Source organism: Streptomyces sp. NPDC042364, assembly GCF_056437585.1.
Window position 1 is genome coordinate 143,903 of record NZ_JBWKAJ010000013.1, and the last position, 25,037, is coordinate 168,939.

The window sequence follows — 25,037 nt, forward strand, 5'->3', positions numbered from 1 at the left end:
GTGGAGAACCTGATTGCGCTGCTGATCGCGGCGCCCCTGCTCGGAGCCGCCGTCCTGCTGTGCGGCGGCCGGCGCCTCGACGCCGTCGGCCACTGGATCGGCACCGTCCTCGCCGCCGCCTCCTTCGTCGTCGGCGTCGTCCTCTTCGCCGACATGCTCGGCAAGGACCCCGAACAGCGTGCGATGAGCCAGTTCCTGTTCAGCTGGATCCCCGTCGAGGGCTTCCAGGCGGACGTCGCCTTCCAGCTCGACCAGCTGTCGATGACGTTCGTCCTGCTGATCACCGGAGTCGGCTCGCTCATCCACGTGTACTCCATCGGATACATGGAGCACGACGAGCGCCGGCGCCGCTTCTTCGGCTATCTGAACCTGTTCCTCGCGGCGATGCTGCTGCTCGTCCTCGCCGACAACTACCTGCTGCTGTACGTCGGCTGGGAGGGCGTCGGTCTCGCCTCCTACCTCCTCATCGGCTTCTGGCAGCACAAGCCCAGCGCCGCCACCGCGGCGAAGAAGGCCTTCCTGGTCAACCGCGTCGGCGACGTGGGCCTGTCCATCGCCATCATGCTGATGTTCACCACCTTCGGGACGTTCGCCTTCGGGCCGGTCCTGGAGTCCACGGGGGAGACCGGCGAGGGCACGCTCACCGCGATCGCCCTGATGCTGCTGCTCGCCGCGTGCGGCAAGTCCGCCCAGGTGCCGCTGCAGTCCTGGCTCGGGGACGCGATGGAGGGCCCGACCCCCGTCTCGGCCCTCATCCACGCCGCGACCATGGTCACCGCCGGCGTCTACCTGATCGTCCGCTCCGCCGACATCTTCAACGCCGCCCCGGACGCCCAGCTGGTGACCACCGTGGTCGGCGCGGTCACGCTGCTGTTCGGTGCGATCGTCGGTTGCGCGAAGGACGACATCAAGAAGGCCCTCGCCGGATCGACCATGTCCCAGATCGGCTACATGGTGCTCGCCGCGGGCCTCGGCCCCATCGGCTACGTCTTCGCGATCATGCACCTGGTGACGCACGGCTTCTTCAAGGCCGGGCTGTTCCTCGGCGCCGGCTCCGTCATGCACGGCATGAACGACGAGGTCGACATGCGCAGGTACGGCGGCCTGCGCAAGTACATGCCGATCACCTTCGTGACGTTCGGCCTCGGGTACCTCGCCATCATCGGCTTCCCCGGCCTGTCCGGGTTCTTCTCCAAGGACAAGATCATCGAGGCGGCGTTCGCCAAGGGCGGCACCGAGGGCTGGATCCTCGGCGGCGTGGCCCTGCTGGGCGCGGCCATCACCGCGTTCTACATGACCCGCGTGATGCTGATGACCTTCTTCGGTGAGGAGCGCTGGCGCGACCGGCCGACCGCCTCCCCGGCGGAGCCGGACGTGGAGCCCGCCGCCCAACACCACGGCGTCCACGGTGAACCGCACCCGCACGAGTCGCCCAGGGTCATGACGATCCCGATGATCGTGCTGGCCGTCGGATCGGTCTTCGCGGGCGGGTTCTTCAGCATCGGAGACCGGTTCATCCACTGGCTGGAGCCGGTCACCGGGCACCGGCACGGGCACCCGCCGATCGGCGCGGCGGCGGTCACCGCGTCCACGGTCGCCGTGATGGTCATCGGCGTCGGCCTCGCCTGGCTCCAGTACGGGCGCCGTCCCGTCCCGGTCGTCGCCCCGCGCGGATCGCTGCTCACCCGGGCCGCCCGCCGCGACCTCCTCCAGGACGACTTCAACCATGTGGTCCTCGTCCGCGGCGGGGAGCACCTGACCCGGTCCCTGGTGTACGTCGACCACACCCTGGTCGACGGTGTGGTCAACGGCACCGCGGCCGGCATGGGCGGCCTCTCCGGGCGGCTGCGCCGCATCCAGAACGGCTATGCCCGGTCGTACGCGGTCTCCATGTTCGGCGGCGCTGCGATCCTCATCGCCGCGACCCTGCTGATGAGGGCGGTCTGATACCGATGTCCTTTCCTCTGCTGACAGCGACGGCGGTGCTCCCGGCCCTGGGGGCGATCGCCACGGCCGCCGTACCGGCCGCCCGGCGGACCGCCGCGAAATGGCTGGCGCTGATCGTCTCGCTGGCCACACTCGTGCTCGCCGCGGTCGTCCTCGTCCGCTTCGACCCCGACGGCGACCGCTACCAGCTCACCGAGTCCCACGCCTGGATCAAGGAGTTCGGGGTCCGCTACGAGCTGGGTGTGGACGGCATCGCGGTCGCGATGATCGCGCTCACCGCGCTGCTGATCCCGTTCATCATCCTCGCGGGCTGGCACGACGCCGACCCCCTGGAGACCGGCAGCAGGCGGTGGCGGCCCACCCAGGGCTTCTTCGCGCTGATCCTGCTGGTCGAGGCGATGGTGATCATCTCCTTCGAGGCCACCGACGTCTTCGTCTTCTACATCTTCTTCGAAGCCATGCTCATCCCGATGTACTTCCTCATCGGCGGCTTCGGGGACCGTGCCCACGAGCACGGCGAGAAGGCGGCCTCCACCCAGCGGTCGTACGCCGCCGTGAAGTTCCTCCTCTACAACCTGGTCGGCGGCCTGATCATGCTGGCCGCGGTCATCGGCCTGTACGTCGTCGCCGGGAACTTCTCCCTCACCCAGATCGCCGAGGCCCGCGCCAACGGGACCCTGGACATGGCGACCAGCACCGAGCGGTGGCTGTTCCTCGGGTTCTTCTTCGCCTTCGCGGTGAAGGCCCCGCTGTGGCCGCTGCACACCTGGCTGCCCAACGCCATGCAGGAGTCGACGGCCCCGGTCGCCGTACTGATCACGGCGGTCGTCGACAAGGTGGGCACCTTCGCGATGCTCCGCTTCTGCCTCCAGCTGTTCCCGGAGGCCAGCACCTGGGCGACGCCCGCGATCCTCGTCCTCGCCCTCATCAGCATCGTCTACGGGGCGCTGCTCGCGGTCGGCCAGCGCGACATCAAGCGACTGATCGCCTACGCGTCGATCTCGCACTTCGGGTTCATCATCATGGGCATCTTCGCGATGACCAGCCAGGGCCAGTCGGGCGCGACGCTCTACATGGTGAACCACGGCATCTCCACCGCGGCCCTGATGCTGGTCGCCGGCTTCCTGATCTCCCGGCGGGGATCGCGGCTCATCGCCGACTACGGCGGTGTGCAGAAGGTCGCCCCGGTGCTCGCCGGCACTTTCCTGATCGGCGGTCTCGCCACCCTGTCGCTGCCGGGGCTCGCCCCGTTCGTCAGTGAGTTCCTCGTCCTGGTCGGCACCTTCGCCCGCTACCCCGTCATCGGGATCATCGCCACCGTCGGCATCGTCCTCGCCGCGCTCTACACCCTCGTCCTCTACCAGCGGACGATGACGGGCCCGGTGAAGGCCGAGGTCGAGGGCATGCCCGATCTGCGGGTGCGGGAACTCGTCGTGGTCGCCCCGCTGATCGCTCTGCTGATCTTCCTGGGCGTCTACCCGAAGCCCGTCACCGACATCGTCAACCCGGCGGTCAAGCAGACCTTGTCCGACGTGGAGAAGAAGGACCCCAAGCCCGAGGTGGAGGCGGCCAAGTGAGCGCATCAGCCGTCCACAGCCTGTGGACAACGGCGGCCGAGCCGATCGACAAGATCGGCGCGCCGGACATCGAATACGGGCAACTGTCGCCCACCTTGATCGTCATCGGGGCGGCCATCCTCGGCGTGCTGATCGAGGCGTTCGTCCCCCGCAAGACCCGCTACCACGCCCAGGCATTCCTGTCCGTCGTCGCGCTCGCCGCCGCTTTCGCCGCGGTGATCGCGCTCGCGGCGGGCGGATACGCCACGACCAGGTCCGGCATCGTCGCGATGGGCGCCGTCGCCGTCGACGGACCGGCCCTGTTCCTCCAGGGCACGATCCTCCTCGCCGGCATCCTCGGCGTGTTCACCTTCGCCGAACGGCGCCTGGACCCCGCGGCGCACGGCAACCGGGTCGACTCCTTCGCCGCGCAGGCGGCGTCCGTACCGGGCAGCGACAGCGAGAAGGCCGCCGTCAGAGCGGGCTTCACCACCACCGAGGTGTTCCCGCTGCTGCTCTTCGCCGTCGGCGGCATGCTGATCTTCCCCGCGGCGAACGACCTGCTGACCCTGTTCATCGCCCTGGAAGTCTTCTCGCTCCCGCTGTACCTGCTGTGCGCCGTGGCCCGCCGCAAGCGGCTCATGTCGCAGGAAGCCGCCGTCAAGTACTTCCTCCTGGGTGCCTTCGCCTCCGCGTTCACCCTCTTCGGCATCGCCCTGCTCTACGGCTACGCCGGCTCCGTGAAGTACGGCACCATCGCCCGGGTCGTCGACGGCACCGTCGGCGAGGTCACCCCCGCCCTCGCCGGCACCATGGGCAACGACGCGCTGCTCCTCATCGGCGCCGCCATGGTCGTCATGGGCCTGCTGTTCAAGGTCGGCGCTGTGCCGTTCCACATGTGGACGCCCGACGTCTACCAGGGCGCCCCCACCCCGGTCACCGGATTCATGGCCGCGGCCACCAAGGTGGCGGCGTTCGGCGCGCTCCTCAGGCTCCTGTACGTCGTCCTTCCGGGCCTGCGCTGGGACTGGCGGCCGGTCATGTGGGCCGTCGCCATCGTCACCATGCTGGGCGGCGCGATCGTCGCCATCACCCAGACCGACATCAAGCGGCTGCTCGCGTACTCGTCGATCGCGCACGCGGGCTTCATCCTCGCCGGTGTCATCGCGGCCTCGCCGGACGGCGTCTCGTCGGTGCTGTTCTACCTGGGCGCCTACTCGTTCGTCACGATCGGCGCGTTCGCCGTGGTGACGCTCGTGCGGGACGCGGGCGGCGAGGCCACCCACCTCTCCGAGTGGGCCGGGCTCGGACGCAGGTCACCGCTGGTCGCGGCCGTGTTCGCGGTGTTCCTGCTGGCCTTCGCGGGCATCCCGCTGACGTCCGGGTTCGCGGGCAAGTTCGCCGTGTTCAAGGCGGCCGCGGAGGGCGGCGCCGGCGGGATCGTCGTGGTCGGTGTGATCTCGTCCGCGATCGCCGCGTTCTTCTACATCCGCGTCATCGTGCTGATGTTCTTCAGCGAGCCGCGCCCCGAGGGTCCGACGGTCGCCGTGCCGTCACCGCTCACCATGACCGCGATCGGGGTCGGCGTGGCCGTCACGCTCGTCCTGGGCGTGGCACCGCAGTACTTCCTGGACCTGGCGAGCCAGGCGGGGGTGTTCGTGCGCTGACGCTCCGCCCGGCGGCGAGGAACGACGGGACCCGGCCCTCGGGGGGCCGGGTCCCGTCGTTCGTGCGGTGCCCCCGAGGGCGTGCGGGGGTGCCCGTGGTGGTCTCCGAAGGGTGGAGCCTGTGGATAACTCTGAGGCTGTCGGTGCGGGCGCCTATCGTGGCAGGGGCTGGAGGAACCACGGACGGCGCGGGACACGGGGCACGGCGCGCAAGCACGGGGGACGGACATGATCGGGACGGGCGGGACGAGTGTGATGGCGGACGAGGGCATGACGACGGCAGGGCCCAAGGACGGCGAGGCCGCCCCGACGACGACCCCGTGGCCGGACGAGGACGGGGGACCGCCGACGGAGAGCGAAGCGCTGGCCGTGCTCCACCGGGTCTTCGGGTACGACGCCTTCCGCGGTGAGCAGGAAGCGATCATCGACCATGTGGTGGCGGGCGGTGACGCCGTCGTCCTCATGCCGACCGGCGGCGGCAAATCGCTCTGCTACCAGATCCCGGCCCTGGTCCGCCCGGGGACGGGCATCGTGGTCTCCCCGCTGATCGCGCTGATGCAGGACCAGGTGGACGCGCTGCGGGCCCTGGGCGTGCAGGCGGGGTTCATCAACTCCACACAGGACTTCGACGAGCGGCGCGTCGTCGAGGCGCAGTTCCTCGCGGGCGAACTGGACCTGCTGTACCTCGCCCCGGAGCGGCTGCGCCTCGACGCCACCCTGGACCTGCTCGCCCGCGGCAAGATCTCCGTCTTCGCGATCGACGAGGCGCACTGCGTCTCCCAGTGGGGGCACGACTTCCGGCCCGACTACCTGACCCTGTCCCTGCTGGGGCAGCGCTGGCCCGACGTACCGCGCATCGCGCTCACCGCCACCGCCACCCGCGCCACACACCGGGAGATCACCGAGCGGCTCGCCATGCCGCACGCCCGGCACTTCGAGGCGAGCTTCGACCGGCCCAACATCCAGTACCGGATCGTGCCCAAGGCCGACCCGAAGAAGCAGCTGCTGTCCTTCCTGCGGCAGGAGCACCCGGGTGACGCCGGCATCGTCTACTGCCTGTCCCGCAACTCCGTCGAGCGCACCGCGGAATTCCTGAGCGGCAACGGCATCGAGGCGGTGCCCTACCACGCGGGGCTCGACGCGGGCACCCGCGCGGCGCACCAGGCGCGGTTCCTGCGCGAGGAGGGGCTCGTGGTCGTCGCCACGATCGCCTTCGGCATGGGCATCGACAAGCCGGACGTACGGTTCGTCGCCCACCTGGACCTGCCGAAGTCCGTCGAGGGCTACTACCAGGAGACCGGCCGCGCCGGCCGCGACGGGCTGCCGTCCACGGCGTGGATGGCGTACGGGCTGAACGACGTCATTCAGCAGCGCAAGCTCATCCAGGGCTCAGAGGGCGACGAGGCGTTCCGCCGCCGGGCCGCCGCCCACCTCGACGCCATGCTGGCGCTCTGCGAGACCGCCCAGTGCCGGCGCGGACAGCTCCTGCGCTACTTCGGCCAGGAACCGACCCCCGGCGGCTGCGGCAACTGCGACACCTGCCTCGTACCGCCGGAGACCTGGGACGGCACCGTCGCGGCACAGAAGGTGCTCTCCACGGTGGTGCGGTTGCAGCGGGAGCGGGGGCAGAAGTTCGGGGCCGTGCAGATCGTCGACATCCTGCTGGGGAAGCGGACCGCCAAGGTCATCCAGTTCGACCACGACCAGTTGTCCGTCTTCGGTATCGGCGCGGAGCTGTCCGACGGTGAATGGCGCGGCGTCGTAAGGCAGTTGCTCGCTCAGGGGCTGCTCGCCGTCGAGGGCGAGTACGGCACGCTGGTGCTCACCGAGGCCAGCGGGGCGGTGCTGCGGCGGGAGCGGGAGGTGCCGCTGCGCAAGGAGCCGAAGAAGCCGGTTGCCTTGCGGTCGGCGTCGGCGTCGGCGTCGGGGTCCGGCTCGGGCTCGGGTTCGTCGGGCTCGGGGCGGGGCGAGCGGAAGGCCAAGGCCGTCGTCGCGGAACTGCCGGAGGAACTGCTGCCCGTGTTCGAGGCGTTGCGGGCGTGGCGTGGCGAGCAGGCCCGCGAGCAGGGCGTCCCGGCGTATGTGATCTTCCACGACGCCACGCTCCGGGAGATCGCCTCGGTCGGGCCCACGTCCGTGGCGGAACTCGGCACCATCAGCGGCATCGGCGAGAAGAAGCTGGCCACCTACGGCGAGGGCGTCCTCGGGGTGCTCGCGTCGCTCGGCGGCGGGGCGACCCGGGAAAGCCCGCAGGCCGCCCCCGCGGGCGCGGAAGGCGTGCCGGCGGGCTCCGGAGGGGCGGCAGACCCGGCGCGTGATGCGGGCGCCGGGGGAGCGGACAGCTCCTTCGACTGGCCGGAGGACGAACCGGAACCCGATGACGACCACTGGGCCTAGGCGGGTCGTCCGGGGAGGTTGGTGACGCGGCCGGCCGGGCGTGGGCCGCGCCTTGCGGACGCGGCCGATCCGGCGGGGCTCCGTCCGGGGCTCTACCCCTCCTGCGGTGACGGTACGACCCTGCCCGTCACCTCGCCCAGCGCGATCCTCGTGCCGTTCGGGCCGGGGGCCCAGGCCGTGAGGGTCACCTCGTCGCCGTCCTCCAGGAACGTGCGCTTGCCGGTGGGCAGGTCGAGGGGGTCCCGCCCGTTCCAGGTGAGTTCCAGCAGCGAGCCGCGCTGGTGTGCGGCGGGGCCGCTGACCGTGCCGGAGCCGTAGAGGTCGCCGGTGCGCAGGGAGGCGCCGTTGACCGTCATGTGGGCCAGCTGCTGGGCGGCGGTCCAGTACATGGTGGAGAAGGGGGGCTCCGCGACCACGTGGCCGTTGATGGCGACGGAGATGCTCAGGTCGTAGCCGCCGGGGTCCTCGGTGGAGTCGTCCAGGTAGGGGAGGAGGTCGTGGGTGCGGGGCGGTGGGGTCACACGGGCCTCGTCGAGGGCGTCGAGCGGGGTGATCCACGGCGAGACGGACGTGGCGAAGGACTTGCCGAGGAAGGGGCCCAGCGGCACGTACTCCCAGGCCTGGAGGTCGCGGGCCGACCAGTCGTTGAGGAGGGTCACGCCGAAGACGTGGTCCCGGAAACCGGAGAGGGGGACCGGGTGGCCCATGCGTGAGGGCGTGCCCACGACGAAGCCGACCTCCGCTTCGATGTCGAGGCGGATCGAGGGGCCGAAGACGGGGGCCGGGTCGGTGGGGGCCTTGCGCTGGCCCGAGGGGCGTACCACGTCGGTGCCGGAGACGACCACGGTGCCGGACCGGCCGTGGTAGCCGATGGGCAGGTGCTTCCAGTTGGGGGTCAGGGGGTCCGGGGAGTCGGGGCGGAACATCCGGCCGACGTTCCGGGCGTGGTTCTCGGAGGCGTAGAAGTCGACGTAGTCGGCGACCTCGAACGGGAGGTGGAGGGTCACCGAGGCGAGGGGGTGGAAGAAGGGGCTGATCGTCTCGCGGTGGGAGGGGACGGTCACCCAGGCCGTGAGGGCTCGGCGGACGTCCGACCAGGCGGTGCGGCCCGCGGCGAGGAGGGGGTTGAGGGTGGGGTGGGCGAGGAGGGCGCCGTACGGGGAGCCCAGGGCCTGGGCCGCAGCCGCGGCGTCGAGGACGTGGTCGCCCAGGCGGACTCCGACCGTGCGGGTGTCGGAGCCCGAGAGGGAGAAGACGCCGTAGGGAAGGTTGTGCGGCCCGAAGGGGTGGCCTTCGGGGACGTCGAAGGGGGGCATGGGGTGCTGCCTCGCTCTCGTGCGTGCCGTCGTTCCGTCTGGTCGCGGCACACGTTACGGGGCGATGACGGGAACGGGGAGTGTCTAAAGAGTTCGCAATGTCCTGATAGGGGAGGGTCGGAGGGGGTGATTCCGGCTTAGCGTCCTGTGGGGGCACGGACGGGGTGGGTCCGGGTCCGGTGAGGGGGACACGTGGGGGGACCCGTGGCCAGGGGTACCGGGCGTGCGCCGATCCGGGTGGATCGGAACGTCCCGGGGCTCATCGTGAAGTTCGGTGACTATCCGCTGCACCACGGCGGCGTCGGGGCGATCCGCAGCCTCGGGCGGCTCGGTGTGCCGATGTACGCGATCACCGAGGACCGTTACACGCCGGCCGCCCTCTCGCGGTATCTGCGGCGGGCGTTCGTGTGGCCCACCACCGGGACCGAGGAGCCCGGGCTGCTGGTGGAGGGGTTGCTGGGGATCGGGCGGAAGATCGGGCGGCCGAGCGTGCTGGTGCCGACCGACGAGGAGGCCGCGGTGCTGATCGCCGAGCATCAGGACGTACTGGGCGCGGTGTTCCTCTTCCCGCGCGTCGACGCCGGGCTGCCCCGTCGCCTCGCCAGCAAGCAGGGGCTGCACGAGCTGTGCGTCGAGCACGGGGTCGCCAGTCCCGCCGCCGTCTTCCCGCAGTCGTACGAGGAGGTCGAGCGGTTCGCGCGGCGGGCGCGCTTTCCGGTGGTGGCCAAGAACCGGGAGGCGTTCGAGCGGCGCCGGCAGCCCGCCGTCAACGGGACGACCCGGATCGAGAGCCCGCAGGCGCTGCTGCGGCTGGCCCGCGGGTGGGGCGAGCGGCCCGGGGTGATCCTCCAGGAGTACCTGCCCCGGGAGGACGCCGAGGACTGGATCGTGCACGCCTACTTCGACGCGGAGTCCACGCCGCTCGCGATGTTCACCGGGGTCAAGGTGCGCTCGTGGCCGCCGCACGCGGGGATGACGGCGAACGCGTACATAGTCGACAACCCGGAACTGGCGGATATCGCGGCCCGGTTCATCAAGCAGATCGGCTTCAGCGGTGTCATCGACCTGGATCTGCGCTTCGACCGGCGGGACGGGCGGTACAAGCTGCTCGACTTCAATCCGCGGATGGGTGCGCAGTTCCGGATCTTCGAGAGCGAGGCGGGGATCGACGTCGTGCGCGCCATGCATCTGGATCTGACCGGACGCCCGGTGCCGGAGGGGGAACAGCTCGCCGGGCGGCGGTACATCGTGGAGAACATCGATCTGCCGGCCCTGCTCGCCTACCGGCGCAGCGGGTACACCACACCGCACGCGCCCGCCCGAGCGAGCGGTACGGAGCTGGCGTGGCTCGCGGGTGACGATCCGCTGCCGTTCCTCACGATGCTCGCCCGCTTCGTGCGACCGGGCGCGAAGCACCTCTACCGAATGTGGCGGGCCAACCGGGCCAACCGGGCCTACCGGGCCAACCGGTTCGGCCTCGGTGCCAGGCAGCACACGAAGTAGCAATCGCGTCCTGGGGAGGGACTTCGTGATCCAACCGGTAGCAGTCATCGGCGCCGGGCCGTTCGGCCTGTCCACCGCCGCCCATCTGCGGGCGCACGGCATTCCGGTCCGCGTCTTCGGCGAACCCATGGTCAGCTGGCGGGACGGCATGCCCGCCGGGATGCTGCTGAAGTCGACGCCGGCCGCGTCCGGCATCGACGCGCCGCAGCGCGGCAACACCCTGCGCGACTACTGCGACGCGGCGGGCATCCGCCGCCTGGTGACGGACGAGGACATCATCCCCGTGGAGACCTTCATCTCCTACGGCGAGTGGTTCCAGCAGCGGCTCGTGCCCGAACTGGAGCGCGTGCGGGTCGTCTCCGTGGACCGCGGCAGGGGCGGGGGCTTCGAACTGAAGCTGGACTCGGGGGAGGCGTTCACGGCGCGGGCCGTCGTGGTGGCCAGCGGGCTCTTCGGGCTCGCGCACCTGCCTGCCGAGCTGGCGGGGGCGGTCGGCGACGGACCGGCACCCGGCGGGCCGGTCTCCCACAGCTCCCAGCACCACGACCTCGGCAGGTTCGCCGGCCGGGAACTGATCGTCGTGGGGGCGGGCCAGTCCGCGCTGGAGACCGCCGTCCTGGCGGCCGAGGCGGGGGCCCGGGTACGGGTGGTCGCGCGCGGCCGGGGCGCGGTGGCGTTCGGGGCGCCGCCGTGGAAGCAGCCGCGGCTGCGGCCGGAGTCGCCGTTCGGGCGGGCCTGGTCGCTGTGGGCGCTCAGCTACTACCCGCATCCGTACCGCTATCTGCCCGCCGGGGTGCGGCACCACCTGGTCCGCCGGGTGCTGGGGCCGCTCGGCGCGTGGTGGCTGCGCGAGCGGTTCCAGGGGCGGGTCGAGGTACGGGAGGTCGACCGGCTGGTGCGCGCCGGGACCGACGACGGGGGGCCGCGGCTGGTGGTGCGGGGGCATGACGGGCGTACGGAGGAGATGGCGGCCGATCATGTCATCGCGGCGACCGGGTACCGGGTGGACCTCGGGGCGATGGGATTCCTCGGGCCCGAGCTGCTGACGGAGCTGGAGGTGAGCCGGGGTACGCCGGTGCTGGGAGCGGGGTTCCGGTCGTCGATACCCGGGCTGTACTTCACGGGGTTGCCCGCGGCGGCCTCGTACGGGCCGGTGATGCGGTTCGTGTGCGGGACGGAGTTCGCGTCGCCTCGGCTGGCCCGGCATCTCGCGGGGGCGCACGGGTAGGGGACCGTCGGCTCAGTCGGCGACCCTCCCTCGACGAACACCGTTTCGGACAAGGGGGGTTGACGTCGGCCGGTGGGGGGCGAACCGATGGGGGTCGGCATCCGTATTCTCTGATCATGGCCGCTCCCACCGCATATTCACTCATCGCCACTGACCTGGACGGAACGCTCCTGCGCAGTGACGACACGCTCTCCGACCGGTCCCTCGCCGCATTGGCGCAGGCCACGGAGGCGGGTGCCCAGCACCTCGTGGTGACGGGGCGGCCGGCGCCGAGAGTGCGTCCCCTCTTCGACGACCTCGGCAGCAGGGGGCTCGCGGTGTGCGGGCAGGGCGCGCAGTTGTACGACCCCGGCGCGGACCGGCTGCTCTGGTCGGTCACCCTCGACCGGGAACTCGCCGAGACCGCGCTCGGCAAGATCGAGGCGGAGGTCGGCCAGGTGTACGCGGCCGTGGACCAGGACGGGGTGGACGGCCTCACCCTGATCGAGCCCGGCTACCTCATGCCGCATCCCACGCTGCCCGCCCTGCGTGTGCCGCGCCGCGACGACCTGTGGTGCGAGCCCATCAGCAAGGTGCTGCTGCGCCACCCGTACCTGTCCGACGACGAGTTGGCCTCGGCGGCGCGCATGGCGATCGGTTCGCTGGCGACGGTCACCATGTCGGGGCCCGGCACCGTGGAACTCCAGCCGTGCGGCATCACCAAGGCCACGGGTCTCGCGCTGGCCGCCGACCATCTGGGTCTCACTCCGGGTGAGACCGTCGCCTTCGGTGACATGCCCAACGACATCCCCATGTTCGACTGGGCCGCGTACGGGGTCGCCATGGCCAACGCCCACCCCGAACTCAAGGCCGTCGCCGACGAGGTGACCCTCTCGAACGAGGACGACGGGATCGCGGTGGTGCTGGAGCGGCTGTTCGCCTGAGCGCCTGTTCCCCCCGGGTCACCGACCCGGGAACTAGGGAGGGCCGAGGCCGGGCGGGCTCAGTACGCGCCGAAGACGTTGTCGATCGAGCCGTACCGCGCGGCGGCGTAGTTGCACGCCGCCGTGATGTTCGCGACCGGGTCGAACGGGTCGAACGCGGTGCCGGGGACGTGGTACGCGGCGAAGGTCGGGTCGATGACCTGGAGCAGGCCCTTCGACGGGGTGCCCGCGGCGGCGTTGGAGTCCCAGTTGTTGATGGCCTGGGGGTTGCCGGAGGACTCCCGCATGATGTTGCGGTGGATGCCGTCGTACGAGCCGGGGATCCCGTTGCGCGCCATGATGTCCAGCGACTCCCGGATCCACCCGTCGAGGTTGTTCGGGTACGTCGTGACGGCCACCGGTGTGGCCTGGGCCACCGTGCCGGCCGCCTTGCTCGTGGACGCCGGCTTCTTGACCGCCTTGGTCGTCTTCGCCGTGCCGGTCGTCTTGGTCGAGTGGACCTTCAGCTTCAGGCCAGGGTGGATCAGCTGCGGGTTGTCGCCGACGGTCGTGCGGTTGTCCTTGTAGAGCCGCTGCCAGCCACCGCGCACACCGTGCTTGCGGGCGATCGAGGAGAGCGTGTCACCGGAGGCCACGGTGTAGGTGACGGACTTCGGCTGGACGACGGTCGGCGCGGACCGCGGGGCCGACTGCACGGAGGCGGCGGCCTGGGGCGGCTGGGCGGCGCTCGCGGTGCCGACCGCGGTGAGCGGCAGCACGAGGGCGGCCCCGCCCGTGCCGGCGGCGACGACGCCACGAGTGAAGGGGTTGGTTCTGGGACGGCGGTGCTTGCCTCGTCCGGGCATGGCGGATTCCTCTCCGGCGCCTGCGAGGTGAGCTGTCGGGTTCGGGCGGGAGGTGCCCGGCCGCACTCGGCCGTCCGGCGTGCGCTGTGCGTGTGCGCGCCGGTGCTTCCGTGTGTGGCTTCACCCCGAGCCGGTCCGGTGGGGAAGGCCGGACCGGCGGCTTACCTGGTTCCCCCGCTCCTGCCGTGCGTGGTCGAGTGGTCGGGTGGGAAGTCCGGGCGGCGGCAGGATTCGGCGGTCCGTCCGGACGGGGTGTGAACGTATGCGAGAGCACATGACGGGAACAAGCCTCGAATCCGCATATGGGCGTAGTTGACCTTGAGTTTGCCTGAAATGCGCGTCGGTTACGTGTGCTGCGCGGGGCTCAACTTGCCTACTGCAAAGGGAAAAAGGAGGGTGTGCGGCGGGGTGCGGCCTCCGGTGTGCGTGACTCAACTCACGGGAGGAGTGGGGTGAAGTGCGGGTAATGCGCAAATCGGTCAACTCGGCTTGCGTGAAAGGGTGGTTTGGGGTGATCTGCGGAGGTGGTCACAGAGTGGCGCACAGGGGTGGATTTCGGTCATCGTGGACCGCTCCGATGATTCCGCGGTCGCGCGGATGCTCGGGCGGCGTGGGTTCTGTGCGCGATCCGGGCGACCCTGGATATAGGGACATTTCTGTTGATCAGGAATATTTCGGGCATCGATCCGTGTTGTCCGGGTCGAACCCGTGGGCGCTCGTGGTGATCGAAAGGTGACCGGATACGCTGACTCGGGTGAGGGCAGCGACAGATCGACAAACTGTGTCATCGACCGCGAGACCGACCTAGACCGACCATGTGATCGTCAGCAGACGTCAGCAGACAGGAGAACCCTCGTGACCGTCGTCGAGCCGTTCGGGCTGAGCGCGCGGGACCAGGCTCTCGAAGCCGATGTCCAGGCCGGATTGGTTGCCGTCGAAGAGGGTTTGCTCGAGGCCACCAAGAGCGGGGTCCCCTTCATCCAGGAGGCCGCCCAGCATCTGCTGCGCGCGGGCGGGAAGCGGTTCCGCCCGCTGCTCGTGATGCTCGCGGCGCAGTTCGGTGACCCCTACGCGCCCGGGGTCGTCCCCTCGGCCGTGGTGGTCGAGCTGACGCATCTCGCCACGCTGTACCACGACGACGTCATGGACGAGGCCGAGGTCCGCCGGGGCGTGCCCAGCGCCAATGCGCGGTGGGGCAACTCCCTGGCCGTCCTGACCGGCGATTTCCTCTTCGCCCGCGCCTCCCACGTCCTCGCCGACCTCGGCCCCGAGGCCGTCCGTATCCAGGCGGAGGCCTTCGAGCGGCTCGTCACCGGGCAGATCCTGGAGACCGCCGGGCCGCGCGACGGCCGGGACCCCATCGACCACTACCTCGACGTGCTGGGTGGCAAGACCGGCTCGCTGGTCGCCGTCGCCGGACGGCTCGGCGCGCTGATGGCCGGCGCCGACGAGAGCGTGGTCGACATCCTCACCCAGTACGGGGAGCGGCTCGGGGTCGCCTTCCAGCTCGCCGACGACGTCCTCGACATCGCCTCCGACTCGCACGAGTCCGGCAAGACCCCCGGCACAGACCTCCGCGAGGGCGTGCCCACCATGCCGGTGCTGCGGCTCCGTGAGCGGGCGGGACGGCTCGGCGAGCCCGACGACATCGCCCTCTGCGAGCTGCTCGACTCCGACCTCACCGACGACGCGCGCCACGCCGAGGCACTGGCCCGGCTCCGGGTGCACCCCGCGCTCGAACAGGCCCGCCGGGACACCGTGCGGTACGCCGAGGAGGCGCGGGCGGCACTGGCACCCCTGCCGCAGTGCAGTGCCAAGGATGCACTGGTCGAGCTGTGCGACGCGGTGGTGCACCGGGCGGGATAGCCGCCCGACACCGGCACCGGTGTGACCCGGTCCGGGGGCCATGCCCCCGGACCATCCCTTCCCGGCTTCCCGGCTTCCCGGCTTCCCGGCTTCCCGGCTTCCGGGCTTCCGGGCCGCGCGGTCTCCGGCTCCGGCTTCCCGGCTCCGGTCTCCCGGCCTTCCGGGCCTCCGGGCTTCCGGGCCGCGCGGTCTCCGGCTCCGGCTTCCCGGCTCCGGTCTCCCGGCCTTCCGGGCCTCCCGGCTTCCGGGCCTTCGGCCTCCCCGGTGACTTCGCCCTTCGGTCTCGTCCTCGGATGCCGGACCGGGGGCTGTCTCCGCGACCCCTACGGGTTCCCCCGGGTGCCGTCAGCCCATGTCATCCCGAAGCACTCCGTCATGTCATCCCGTAGCAGTACGTGGAGTTGAGCCCCGAGTCTGACGACTCGCCACGGCCGATTTGGTCAGATGGGTATCACCACTCCTCACCGATTCGGGTGAGAATGGCGGCTCTCAGTGGACGCCGCCGCCGACGACGGAGGTAAGGCACACATGGCACCGTACGAATCCGACGACAGCGCCCGCGCCGGTGACGCGGCCGTCCTCGCGGCCGAGGCCGAGGAGGCGCGTTCGGCGCGACGCCGCAAGGCCGCGCGGTACGTCGTCCCGGCCACCGTGCTGGGCGTGGCGGCCGCGACCATCGGGCTCGTCCCGGCCTTCGCCGGCTCCGGCGACCCCGATCTGCCGAAGATCAGCGCACAGGAACTCATCGAGAAGATCGCCGCCTCGGACGTACAGCGGGTGTCCGGCACGGTGAAGATCACCACGGATCTCGGCCTGCCCGACCTGGGTGGTCTCGCCGACAGCCTGGGGGCGCAGGGCTCCTCCGGCAGCGGCGGCTCCTCCGCCGACCCGTCCTCCAAGCTGCTCGAACTCGCCTCCGGCACCCACACGTTGCGGATCGCCGCCGACGGCCCCGACAAGCAGAAGCTCTCCCTGCTCGACGAGGCCGCGGAGTACAGCCTCATCCACAACGGCGACGACGTGTGGGCGTACGACAGCGCCTCGAACGAGGTGTACCACGCGACCGGCGCCGGCGAGGAGGGCAAGGGAGGCAAGGACGGCAAGGGCCGCGAGGATGTGCCCGAGGACGTGCCCGCCACGCCGCAGCAGCTGGCCGAGGAGGCCCTGAAGGCCGTCGACGACACCACGTCCGTGACCGTCGACGGGACCGCGCAGGTCGCCGGGCGGGACGCGTACAAGCTGGTGATCGAGCCGAAGCAGTCCGGTTCGACGGTCGGCGCGATCTCGATCGCCGTCGACGCGAAGACGGGGCTGCCGCTGAAGTTCACGCTGACCCCGGCGAGCGGCGGCGCGGCCGTCGTGGACGCCGGCTTCACCCAGGTCGACTTCGGCAAGCCGAGCGCCTCCACCTTCGACTTCACCCCGCCGAAGGGCGCGAAGGTCACCGAGGCCGACGAGATGGAGGAGTCCGGCCACCACGACGGCAAGGCCGACGGGCTCGGCAAGGACTTCGGCAAGGACACGCCCCGCAAGGAGGCCGGGGCCGGCGAGGAGGAGTTCGCGAGCGGACTCGACGGACTGAAGACCATCGGCAAGGGCTGGAGCACCATCGCCGAGTTCGACAGCGGGGCCGAGGGCGGCATGCCCACCGGCGGCTCCGAGTCGTCCGGTGACAGCCGCGTCGACGGGTTCCTGAACTCCCTCGGCGACCAGGTCAAGGGCGACTTCGGCTCCGGTACGGTCTTCAAGACCCGCCTGATCAACGTCCTGTTCACCGACGACGGCAAGGTGTACGCGGGCGCCGTCACCAAGGACGCGCTGGTGAAGGCGGCCGACGCGGCCAAGTAGGCCGGTACGCCGTACGCCTGTACCTGAATGAGGGAGCCCATGCAGGACCTGCCCGCCGCGGCCCCGGACCCGGACCCGGCCCCGCACCCGGACACGGCCACGGGCGCCAGCGCGGACGCGGGTACGGCGGTGATCGCCACCCGCGCGCTCACCAAGCGCTACCGCGGCGGGCAGCTCGCCGTGGACGGCCTCGACCTGACCGTCCCGGCGGGCAGCGTCTTCGGCTTCCTCGGCCCCAACGGCTCGGGCAAGACCACCACCATCCGCATGCTCATGGGCCTGATCGAGCCGACCTCGGGCACCGCCGAGGTCCTCGGCAGGCCCATGCCGCGTGCCGCCCGGACCGTACTGCCGCAGGTCGGCGCCCTCATCGAGGGGCCCGCGCTGTACGGGTTCCTCTCCGGCCGCGACAACCTGCTCCGGTACGACGCCGCCGACCCGACCGCCGACCCCCGCACCCGGGGCGCCCGCGTCGCGGCCGCGCTGGACCGGGTCGGGCTCACGGCGGCCGCGGGGAAGAAGTCCAAGGCCTACTCGCTGGGCATGAAACAGCGGCTGGGCCTCGCCGCGGCACTGCTGCGACCGCGCCGCCTGCTGGTCCTCGACGAGCCGACCAACGGGCTCGACCCGCAGGGCATGCGGGAGATCCGCGCCCTGGTGCGCGAGTTGGCGTCCGACGGCACCACCGTCTTCCTCTCCTCGCACCTGCTCGACGAGATCGAGCAGGTGTGCACCCACGCCGCAGTCATGGCCCAGGGACGCCTGATCACCCAGGGGCCGGTGGCCGAACTGGCCGCCGGGGCACGTGGACGGCTCGTCGTCACCACGCCCGACGGGGCGGACGCCGCCCGGGTGCTCAAGGAACAGGGGGTCGGTGACGTCGTGGTGACGGAGGACCGGGTGACCGGGGAACCACCGGACCGCGACCTCGCCGAGCTGAACGCGGCACTGGTCACCGCGGGCGTCCGGGTACGCGGCTTCGGGCTCGAACGCGCCTCCCTGGAGGACGCGTTCGTGGCGCTGACGGGGGAGGGCTTCGATGTCGCGGGCTGAGCACACGGGCACCACTCCTGCGGCGGCCACCCCGGTCGTCACGGCGGCTCCCGCCGCGGGCAGGGCGCCGCACGCCCTGTGGACGTTCGGGCTGTTCCGCAGTGAGCTGGTCACCACCTTCCGGCGGTGGCGGACGCTCGCGCTGCTCGCCGTGCTCGCGGCCGTGCCGGTCCTCGTCGGGATCGCCGTGAAGATCGAGACGGGCGACGGCTCGTCGATGGGCGGCGGTCCGGGCGGCGGTGGCGGCGAGGGCCCGGCGTTCATCGCGCAGATCACCAACAACGGACTGTTCCTGGTCTTCACGGCGCTGGCCGCGACGCTGCCGTTCTTCCTGCCGATGGCGGTCGGCGTCGTCGCGGGCGACGCGATCGCCGGTGAGGCCAACGCGGGCACCCTGCGCTATCTGCTGGTCGCGCCCGCCGGCCGTACCCGGCTGCTGCTCACCAAGTACGCCACGACGATGACGTTCTGCCTGGTCGCGACCCTGGTCGTGGCGGCCTCCGCCCTGGCCGTGGGGGCGCTGCTGTTCCCGCTCGGGGACGTGACGACGATCTCCGGGACGCGCATCGGTTTCGGCGAGGGGCTCTTCCGGGCGCTGCTGATCGCGCTGGCGGTGGCCGCGTCGCTGACCGGGATCGCCGCGCTGGGGCTGTTCGTCTCGACCCTCACCAACAGCGGTATCGCAGCGATGGCGACCACGGTCGGGCTGCTCATCACCGTCCAGATCCTCGACCAGATCCCGCAGCTCGACGCCCTCCACCCCTATTTCTTCTCCCACTACTGGCTGTCCTTCGCCGACCTCATGCGCGAGCCGGTCTACTGGGACGAACTCCGACGCAACCTCGGCCTCCAGGCCCTGTACGCGGCGGTGTTCGGCTCGGCGGCCTGGGCACGGTTCACGACGCGGGACATCACGACGTAGCCGCTCCACCGGGGAGCGGCAGCGTGCGGTGTGGGGGAGGCGGCTATGCGCGGGCGGCCTCGGCGGCCCGGGCCAGGTGGAGCAGCAGGTCCTCCTCACCGTGGCGGGCCACCAGGTGCAGGCCGACCGGGCAGCCGTCGGAGGTGAAGCCCGCCGGGAGGCTCAGGGCGGGGTGGCCACTGAGGTTGAACGCCCAGGTGAGGGCCGTGGAGTAGCGGTCACCTGGGCCTTCGTGGCCGTGCGGGGTGTTGGGGGTGGCCGGGGTCAGCAGCAGATCGGCGCCGGTGAAGAGCGCGGCGAGCCGCCGGTCGTTCCCGGCGCGGAGGGCGTGGGCGGCGGCGCGCTCGGCCTCGGCATCCGGAGCCGACGAGCCACGCAGGGCCAGCCACGCCGGGGCCGGGTCGTCCAGCCGTACGGGCCGATCCGGCTGTACGAGACGGAGGAGGCCGGCGTCCGCGAGGCGGAGCGCGGCGGCATGGGCGATCGCGGCGGGCTCGGGGTCGGTGTCGGCGAAGCCGAGGTCGGCCGACCAGACGGCGGTGACGGGGGACGGGGCGCCCTCGGTGAGCGGAGGGCCGCCGCGGCCGCCCCCGTGGGCCGGCGGCCCCTCCACCGGCTCGGTGGGCTGGTTCTCCTCGCCACGGACGCAGCGCCAGTACGCCGCCGCGTCCGCCGCGTACCTGGTGAGGACGCCGGGCGCCGCCAGCCCCGTGCGGTCGGCGGTGGGCAGCCGCCCGTTCGTGATCTTCAGGCCGACGACCCCGCACCACGCGGCCGGGATCCGCACGGACCCGGCGCCGTCGGTCCCGGTCGCCATCGGCACCAGGCCGGCGGCCACCGCCGCCGCGGAACCGGCCGAGGAGCCGCCCGGGGTCCGGTCGGGCCGCCAGGGGTTGACGGTCCGGCCACCGGCGCCGAGGCCCCATGTCTGCCACGGTGTGCCGCGACCGGGCACCGAGGTCGCCCCCACGGGAACGCAGCCCGCCGCGACCAGCGCCCGCGCCGTGGCCGCGCGCAGCCCCGACCGGCCCTTCACCCCGATCGGCACACCGGCCAGCGGCAGCGGTTCACCGGCCGCCACCCGCCGGTCCACCTCGGCCGCCCGCCGCAGCGCGTCCTCGGCCCACACCTCCACGAACGCGCACAGCGCGGGCTCCGCCGCCTCGATCCGGCCGAGGCACTCCGCGACGACATCGACGGCCCGCACCTCACCCGCCCGCACGGCGGCGGCGATCCGCCCGGCCGGGGGAAGCGGGAAGCCACCCGGCGGGAGGGGGCCGAAGGGCGGGGCGCCGGGGGACAGGGCGTGGAGGGGCGAGGAGTGCGGGGGCGTCGCGTGGCGGGGCGAGGGGCCAGGCGACGGCGACAGGGGAGGGACCTGCGAGGAGGGCGGGGGAGTCGAGGCACGGGGCTGGGGGGTGTGCGGTTGCATGACCTTCTCGGGCTTCTGGAGGCTGCGCGGTGTGAGCGAACTGCGCGGTGTGAGCGGGGGTGCGCGGTGTGAGCGGTGGTGCCCGGGGGCGAGGGGGAGCGCCCCCGCACCATGCTCGGCGGTCAGCGGCCCGGACCGCCAGGCGTCGGCGGCGTCGGCGGCTTCGGCGGGACGGGCAGCTGGGCGCGGGCCGGTCCGGACGGTCCGGCGGTCGGATTGACCGTACCGGGGCCGACACCCCCGTGCCCGGCCCCGGTACGGAGTCTGGCGGCCTGCGCGATCGGGTTGCCGGGTGCCTGTGAGCTGGACGCCTGTGAGCTGGGCGTCCGTGGTCCGGAGGCCTGGGGCCCCGCCGCCTGCGGACCTCGCCCGCCGGCCGCCTGCTGCCCCGGCGCGGGCCCGTCCGGTGCCGTACCGCCCGCCGTCTGCTGCGTCGGCGTCTGCTGCCTGGTCGCCTGCCCGCCCCCGGCCTGTCCGCTCACGGTCTGTCCGCCCACGGTCTGCTCGCTCACGGTCTGCCCGCCCACGGTCTGCTCGCCCGCCACCGGCCGGCTCTGGGCCGGCCGGGCCGCCGTCGCCGCGGCGTGCGGTGGTTCCTGGGGGCCCTGGGCGAGCTGGTCCTTGGTGAGGTACGGGCGGGGCTCGACCTTCCAGGAGGGCGCGTCGGGGTCGACCTCGCGGCGGACGACGCGTTCCATGAGCGTGGCCATCTCGACCGGACCGATGCCGCCCGGCACCGGGGTGAGGTGCTGCGGGATGTCGTACGCCGCCCGCTGGACGTCGCCCTTCACGCTGCCGTCCGCCTGCGGTACGAACCCGGAGTCCACGACGAGCCGGTGGTGGGGGCGCAGATGGTCGGGGCCGAGGATGCCGGGGTTGCCGGTGACGGAGACGACGATGTCGGCGTCGCGTACCCGCCGCAGGTCGTCACCGGCGTCGAGTTCCATCAGCCGGTGGCCCTGCTCGCGCAGGGTGGTGACGACGCCCTGCCCGACGAACCCCTTGCTGCCGACCACCGCGATCACCGGGTCGTCCTTGGCGAACGGCTCCACCACCCGGCAGATGCCCTCGGCCGTGGCGCACGCGTTGTAGGGGGAGCGGCCCTTGGTGAGCGCGTCGATGTCCTTCGCCGGGTCCATCCGCTGCACGAGCGGCTGGAGATGGGCCGGCGGCGGGAACTGCACGATGATCGCGCGGGTCCGCGGATCCTGGTTGGCCCGCTCCAGCACCTCCGCGAACTGCGCACGCGTGGTGCCCGGCGGCATCACCACATGGTCCGCCCGGAAGCCGAGGTGCTCGAAGCTCTTCACCTTCTGCTCGGCGGAGACCTTCGACGCCTCCAGCTTGATCTTCCAGTCCGGCGGATCGTTCTCCGCGGGCTGGAACCGGATGATCGCCACCCGCTGCCCCGTCGGGGCCACGGCGCCCCGGTAGGGCTCGTACAACTCCTTGGCCTGGCGCAGGACATCCCGCCCCGACACATGCTCGGTCATCCGTCAGCTCCCCCGGGTCGCTTCGTGGTCGATACGGGCGAGCACCCGGTCGACCGGTTCGAGTGCACGGCCGAGGAGCTCCTCGACGTCCCGGACGGTGAAGGTCCGGTCACCGGCCAGGTCGTCGACGTGGCCGGACGGGCCCGCCGTCAGCAGGATCTGGGTGAAGGACTCCGGCCCGGTCGGGTCGTGGTACGAGAACGCGCCGAAGTGGGCGATCCAGAAGACCTCGACCGGCTCCACGCCGAAGGCCCGCCGCAGCACGGGCAGCACGGCGTCCGCGACGCTGCCGAAGTCGTCGGTGACGCCCCGGTCGTCGGGGTTGCTCGCCAGCTCGGACACGACCGCGACCACCCGCCCCGTGGCGGTGGAGTGAACGGCGCGCACCAGCGTGTGCGCCCGTCCGGCCCGCCGGTGGCGCCAGTCGACGACGTCCTCGAAGTACCGGAGGGTCGGGTTGGTGGAGTTGCCGGGGTCGGTCGGGTGGGTCGGAGTGCTCATGGTGTTTCTCCTGTCGGCCGCGTGACGGCGGCCGTCGCTGTGTCCGGGAACCCGTGTACGGCAGTGGCCGGGACCGCGTTCCCGCTGCCGGTCGCGCGATGATCCACCGCGCGCCGGTCCAGGGTAGGGAGGCCCGTCGCGCCGCTCAGGGTCCCGTCCCGTACGGTTCGGCGGCCGGCGGCCGCTTCGCCCGGTGGCTGCCCGCCTTGCAGCCCGCGAACGGGCCCGCGGGGGAGCGGAGTTCGGCGAGTACGGGGCCCAGGTGGTCCCGGTGCCAGACGGCCGGGCCGGACAGGCCCGTCGAGGGGTCGGTGAGCTCCTGCCAGGCCAGCCACAGGCCGTGCAGCCTCGCCACCGCCTCCAGGTGCTCCCACCAGCGCGGGCACCAGGGCTGCTGGGAGCTGACCTCACGGCCGTACACGGGGAGCAGCAGATCACTGACCCAGACGGCCAGGCTCCGCATCTCCTGCGCGTACTCGGCGCCGTCGAGATAGAGGATGAACGGCGGGGACGCGGACACCGGTTGCTCGAAACCCGGCTGGTCGACGTCGTGCGGCTCACTCCCGAACGGTTCGTTGCCGTACGGTTCGCCGCCGGGCGGCTCCGTGCCGGGCCGGTCCACTGCGGTGGTCATCGGGGTGCTCCCTTCCGTGGGGTCTTCGCCCGTGCTCATCGGGTGGCGCTCTGCGTCGCGCGGGCCGTGATGGCCTTCACCTCGGCCTGGGCGGCGAGGGCGATACGGTCGGCGCCGGGCTCGGCGTACCAGGGGCGCAGCCGGACGAGGGCGGGCCTGACCCCGGTGGCGAGCAGCAGGGCGGTGCCCTTGGGGAGGGCGCGGATGCGGTCGGCGGGCAGGATGCGTTCCAGGCGGTACGACGTGGAGCGGGACCTGCCGTCCTTGCTGCGGGAATAGCTCACCGTCGACACGTCGTGCTCGCCGACCAGCCGCGAGACCTTCTCCACGAAGTCCGCGTCGTCGAGGCCCGCCCCGAGCAGCTTGATGGTGGCGGCGCCCCACAGCGCGTCCATCCCGGCGTCGCCCCACACGCGCGTGCCCTGCCGGTAACTCTGCAGCAGCGTAACGACGTTGATGCCGCGCGAGCCGAAGTGCGAGTACAGGTCGGGCAGGTCGGAGATGCGGCAGACGTTCGCCGCCTCGTCCAGCACGGCCGTCATCGGCGGGTCGAGGCGGCCGCCCATCCGCTCGGCGGCGACGACACCCGCGCGCAGTACGGAGTCCGCGCACGCGGCGATCACACCGGCCGCCGAGCCGCCGCCGTCCTTGGAGAGCAGATAGAGCGTGTCCGAGGACAGCACGTGCCGTTCGGGCAGGAACTGCGGCATCCCGGGGTCCGGGCTGACCCAGGCCGCGATGGTCGGGTCGAGCAGGCAGGCCACGCACTGGCGGGCCGTCTCGTAGATGCCGTCCCTGGTCTCCACCGCGCCCTGGACGGTGCCCTGGAGCTGGTCGGCGAGGGCCGCCATGCCCGCGTCCCGCAGCAGGTCGACCGGCGTGCGGTCGGCGGGGTCCGCCAGCCAGGCCAGCACCTCCCCGACCTGCCGTCCGCCGCGGTTGGCCGCGTGGAACAGGGCGGTGAGGGTGTTCTGGGCCGCCGAGATCCAGAAGTCCCGCTTGGAGGCGTCGTCGTTGACCGCGCCGACGAAGTGACCGGCCAGCCGGCGGGCGCCCTCGATCGTCGCGGCGTCGGCGAGCATGTCCCACCACAGGCCGCGCGGGGTGTGGGCGATGCCCTGCGGGTCGAACGTCCACACCGTGCCCGCGCGTTCGCGTTCGGCCCGCGTGACGCTGTAGACGTCCGCCTTGTTGGAGGTCAGCAGGACACTGCCGCGGGCGCGCAGCACACGCGGGACGGCGATGCCGGTGGACTTGCCCGCCCGCGGCGCCATCAGGTCCAGTTCCACGTCCTCGTAGCTGCTGCGCAGTTCGGGGCCGCCGGGTTCCAGGTTGCCGAGGAGGTTGCCCGTGTCGTCCGGGTCCAGACGGCCCGACTTCGGCAGGGACGGGCGGAGTTGGCGGGCGCGGACGGCGGCGCCCTTCGGCAGGAGACCGGCGAGTTCCCTGCGGCCGGCCAGACCGGTGGGCTTCGCTCCCCGGCGGCGGATCAGGACGACGGGGGCGGCGAGGAGGGCGACGGCCGCGCCGAGGACCGTGCCGATGCCGGCGGTGATCGCGCCGGTGGAGGTCGCCGGCCAGACGGTCGCCGGGCCCTCCTTCACGAGGGTGGACATCGTGTCCAGGGTGAAGGGGGGCGGGTCCCAGCCGCTGCCGGTGAGGGCGGCGCCCAGGGTGCCGCCCAGCCAGGCGGCGAAGAAGAGGAGCGCGCCGAGGAGGGCGACGCCGGGGACGACCCATGGGAGGAGGTCGTCGGCGGTGCTGTGCGACTTCTTGCGTGTACTCATCTTTTCGGTTCCCCCGTCAGCTCGTTGATGCGGCGTTGTCCCGCCCCCACGGCCCCGTCGACCTTGTCGGGGGGCCTAGTAGCTCGGGGGTACGGGGTTCTTGGCGGGTGCGGGTGGGT

General features: G+C 72.1%; 18 protein-coding genes. 11 read left to right on the forward strand and 7 right to left on the reverse strand.

Annotation, left to right across the window (positions count from 1 at the left end):
* The 4 genes from nuoL to recQ all read left to right on the forward strand — a co-directional run bounded on the left by nuoL (nucleotide 1) and on the right by recQ (nucleotide 7,567).
* On the forward strand, nucleotides 1-1,947 hold the full coding sequence (gene nuoL, locus AC067N_RS25255; RefSeq protein WP_478681152.1) for an NADH-quinone oxidoreductase subunit L: 1,947 nt from the start codon (nucleotides 1-3) through the stop codon (nucleotides 1,945-1,947).
* Nucleotides 1,948-1,952: 5 nt separating this feature from the next.
* Nucleotides 1,953-3,524: an NADH-quinone oxidoreductase subunit M gene (locus tag AC067N_RS25260; protein ID WP_478681153.1), complete on the forward strand. Its 1,572-nt coding sequence runs from the start codon at nucleotides 1,953-1,955 to the stop codon at nucleotides 3,522-3,524.
* Complete coding sequence (nuoN, locus tag AC067N_RS25265; protein ID WP_478681154.1) at nucleotides 3,521-5,170, forward strand: NADH-quinone oxidoreductase subunit NuoN; 1,650 nt, start codon at nucleotides 3,521-3,523, stop codon at nucleotides 5,168-5,170. Before AC067N_RS25260 ends, nuoN begins: the two co-directional genes overlap by 4 nt.
* Before the next feature lie 228 nt (nucleotides 5,171-5,398).
* Entirely contained in the window at nucleotides 5,399-7,567 is a 2,169-nt protein-coding gene (gene recQ / locus AC067N_RS25270; protein WP_478681155.1) for a DNA helicase RecQ, read from the forward strand.
* Between the two features lie 92 nt (nucleotides 7,568-7,659).
* Here the strand turns inward: recQ and fahA are convergent, their stop codons facing one another.
* Entirely contained in the window at nucleotides 7,660-8,883 is a 1,224-nt protein-coding gene (gene fahA / locus AC067N_RS25275) for a fumarylacetoacetase (RefSeq protein ID WP_478681156.1), read from the reverse strand.
* A gap of 231 nt (nucleotides 8,884-9,114) precedes the next feature.
* Between fahA and AC067N_RS25280 the strand changes: the two genes are divergently transcribed.
* The 3 genes from AC067N_RS25280 (at nucleotide 9,115) to AC067N_RS25290 (ending at nucleotide 12,537) form a co-directional block, all read left to right on the forward strand.
* On the forward strand, nucleotides 9,115-10,386 hold the full coding sequence (locus tag AC067N_RS25280; protein ID WP_478681228.1) for a carboxylate--amine ligase: 1,272 nt from the start codon (nucleotides 9,115-9,117) through the stop codon (nucleotides 10,384-10,386).
* Nucleotides 10,387-10,411: 25 nt separating this feature from the next.
* A complete protein-coding gene (locus tag AC067N_RS25285; RefSeq protein ID WP_478681157.1) occupies nucleotides 10,412-11,614 on the forward strand; it encodes an FAD-dependent oxidoreductase in 1,203 nt (400 codons plus the stop codon).
* A 116-nt stretch (nucleotides 11,615-11,730) separates the two neighbouring features.
* Nucleotides 11,731-12,537, forward strand: a complete 807-nt coding sequence (locus AC067N_RS25290; protein WP_478681158.1) for an HAD family hydrolase — start codon at nucleotides 11,731-11,733, stop codon at nucleotides 12,535-12,537.
* A gap of 59 nt (nucleotides 12,538-12,596) precedes the next feature.
* Here the strand turns inward: AC067N_RS25290 and AC067N_RS25295 are convergent, their stop codons facing one another.
* Nucleotides 12,597-13,382 (reverse strand): transglycosylase SLT domain-containing protein, encoded by a 786-nt coding sequence (locus AC067N_RS25295; RefSeq protein WP_478681159.1) that lies wholly within the window; start codon nucleotides 13,380-13,382, stop codon nucleotides 12,597-12,599.
* Between the two features lie 855 nt (nucleotides 13,383-14,237).
* Here AC067N_RS25295 and AC067N_RS25300 point away from each other — a divergent pair.
* The 4 genes from AC067N_RS25300 (at nucleotide 14,238) to AC067N_RS25315 (ending at nucleotide 19,071) form a co-directional block, all read left to right on the forward strand.
* Complete coding sequence (locus AC067N_RS25300; protein ID WP_478681160.1) at nucleotides 14,238-15,248, forward strand: polyprenyl synthetase family protein; 1,011 nt, start codon at nucleotides 14,238-14,240, stop codon at nucleotides 15,246-15,248.
* Between the two features lie 528 nt (nucleotides 15,249-15,776).
* Nucleotides 15,777-17,096 (forward strand): LolA family protein, encoded by a 1,320-nt coding sequence (locus AC067N_RS25305; RefSeq protein ID WP_478681161.1) that lies wholly within the window; start codon nucleotides 15,777-15,779, stop codon nucleotides 17,094-17,096.
* A gap of 39 nt (nucleotides 17,097-17,135) precedes the next feature.
* The gene (locus AC067N_RS25310; protein ID WP_478681162.1) at nucleotides 17,136-18,149 is read left to right on the forward strand and encodes an ABC transporter ATP-binding protein; all 1,014 of its coding nucleotides are present in this window, start codon (nucleotides 17,136-17,138) and stop codon (nucleotides 18,147-18,149) included.
* Nucleotides 18,136-19,071, forward strand: a complete 936-nt coding sequence (locus AC067N_RS25315) for an ABC transporter permease (RefSeq protein WP_478681163.1) — start codon at nucleotides 18,136-18,138, stop codon at nucleotides 19,069-19,071. Before AC067N_RS25310 ends, AC067N_RS25315 begins: the two co-directional genes overlap by 14 nt.
* A gap of 43 nt (nucleotides 19,072-19,114) precedes the next feature.
* Here AC067N_RS25315 and AC067N_RS25320 read toward each other — a convergent pair whose 3' ends face one another.
* From AC067N_RS25320 to AC067N_RS25340, 5 genes are all read right to left on the reverse strand, one after another.
* Nucleotides 19,115-20,503 carry an amidase family protein gene (locus AC067N_RS25320; RefSeq protein ID WP_478681164.1) on the reverse strand — a complete coding sequence of 463 codons (1,389 nt, stop codon included), beginning with the start codon at nucleotides 20,501-20,503 and terminating at the stop codon, nucleotides 19,115-19,117.
* A 122-nt stretch (nucleotides 20,504-20,625) separates the two neighbouring features.
* Nucleotides 20,626-21,996, reverse strand: coding sequence for a tetrahydrofolate dehydrogenase/cyclohydrolase catalytic domain-containing protein (locus tag AC067N_RS25325; protein WP_478681165.1), 1,371 nt, complete (start codon nucleotides 21,994-21,996; stop codon nucleotides 20,626-20,628).
* Between the two features lie 3 nt (nucleotides 21,997-21,999).
* Entirely contained in the window at nucleotides 22,000-22,497 is a 498-nt protein-coding gene (locus AC067N_RS25330) for a hypothetical protein (protein ID WP_478681166.1), read from the reverse strand.
* A 145-nt stretch (nucleotides 22,498-22,642) separates the two neighbouring features.
* Nucleotides 22,643-23,131 carry a DUF4913 domain-containing protein gene (locus tag AC067N_RS25335; protein WP_478681167.1) on the reverse strand — a complete coding sequence of 163 codons (489 nt, stop codon included), beginning with the start codon at nucleotides 23,129-23,131 and terminating at the stop codon, nucleotides 22,643-22,645.
* A gap of 35 nt (nucleotides 23,132-23,166) precedes the next feature.
* Complete coding sequence (locus tag AC067N_RS25340) at nucleotides 23,167-24,918, reverse strand: type IV secretory system conjugative DNA transfer family protein (RefSeq protein WP_478681168.1); 1,752 nt, start codon at nucleotides 24,916-24,918, stop codon at nucleotides 23,167-23,169.
* Between the last annotated feature and the right edge of the window lie 119 nt (nucleotides 24,919-25,037).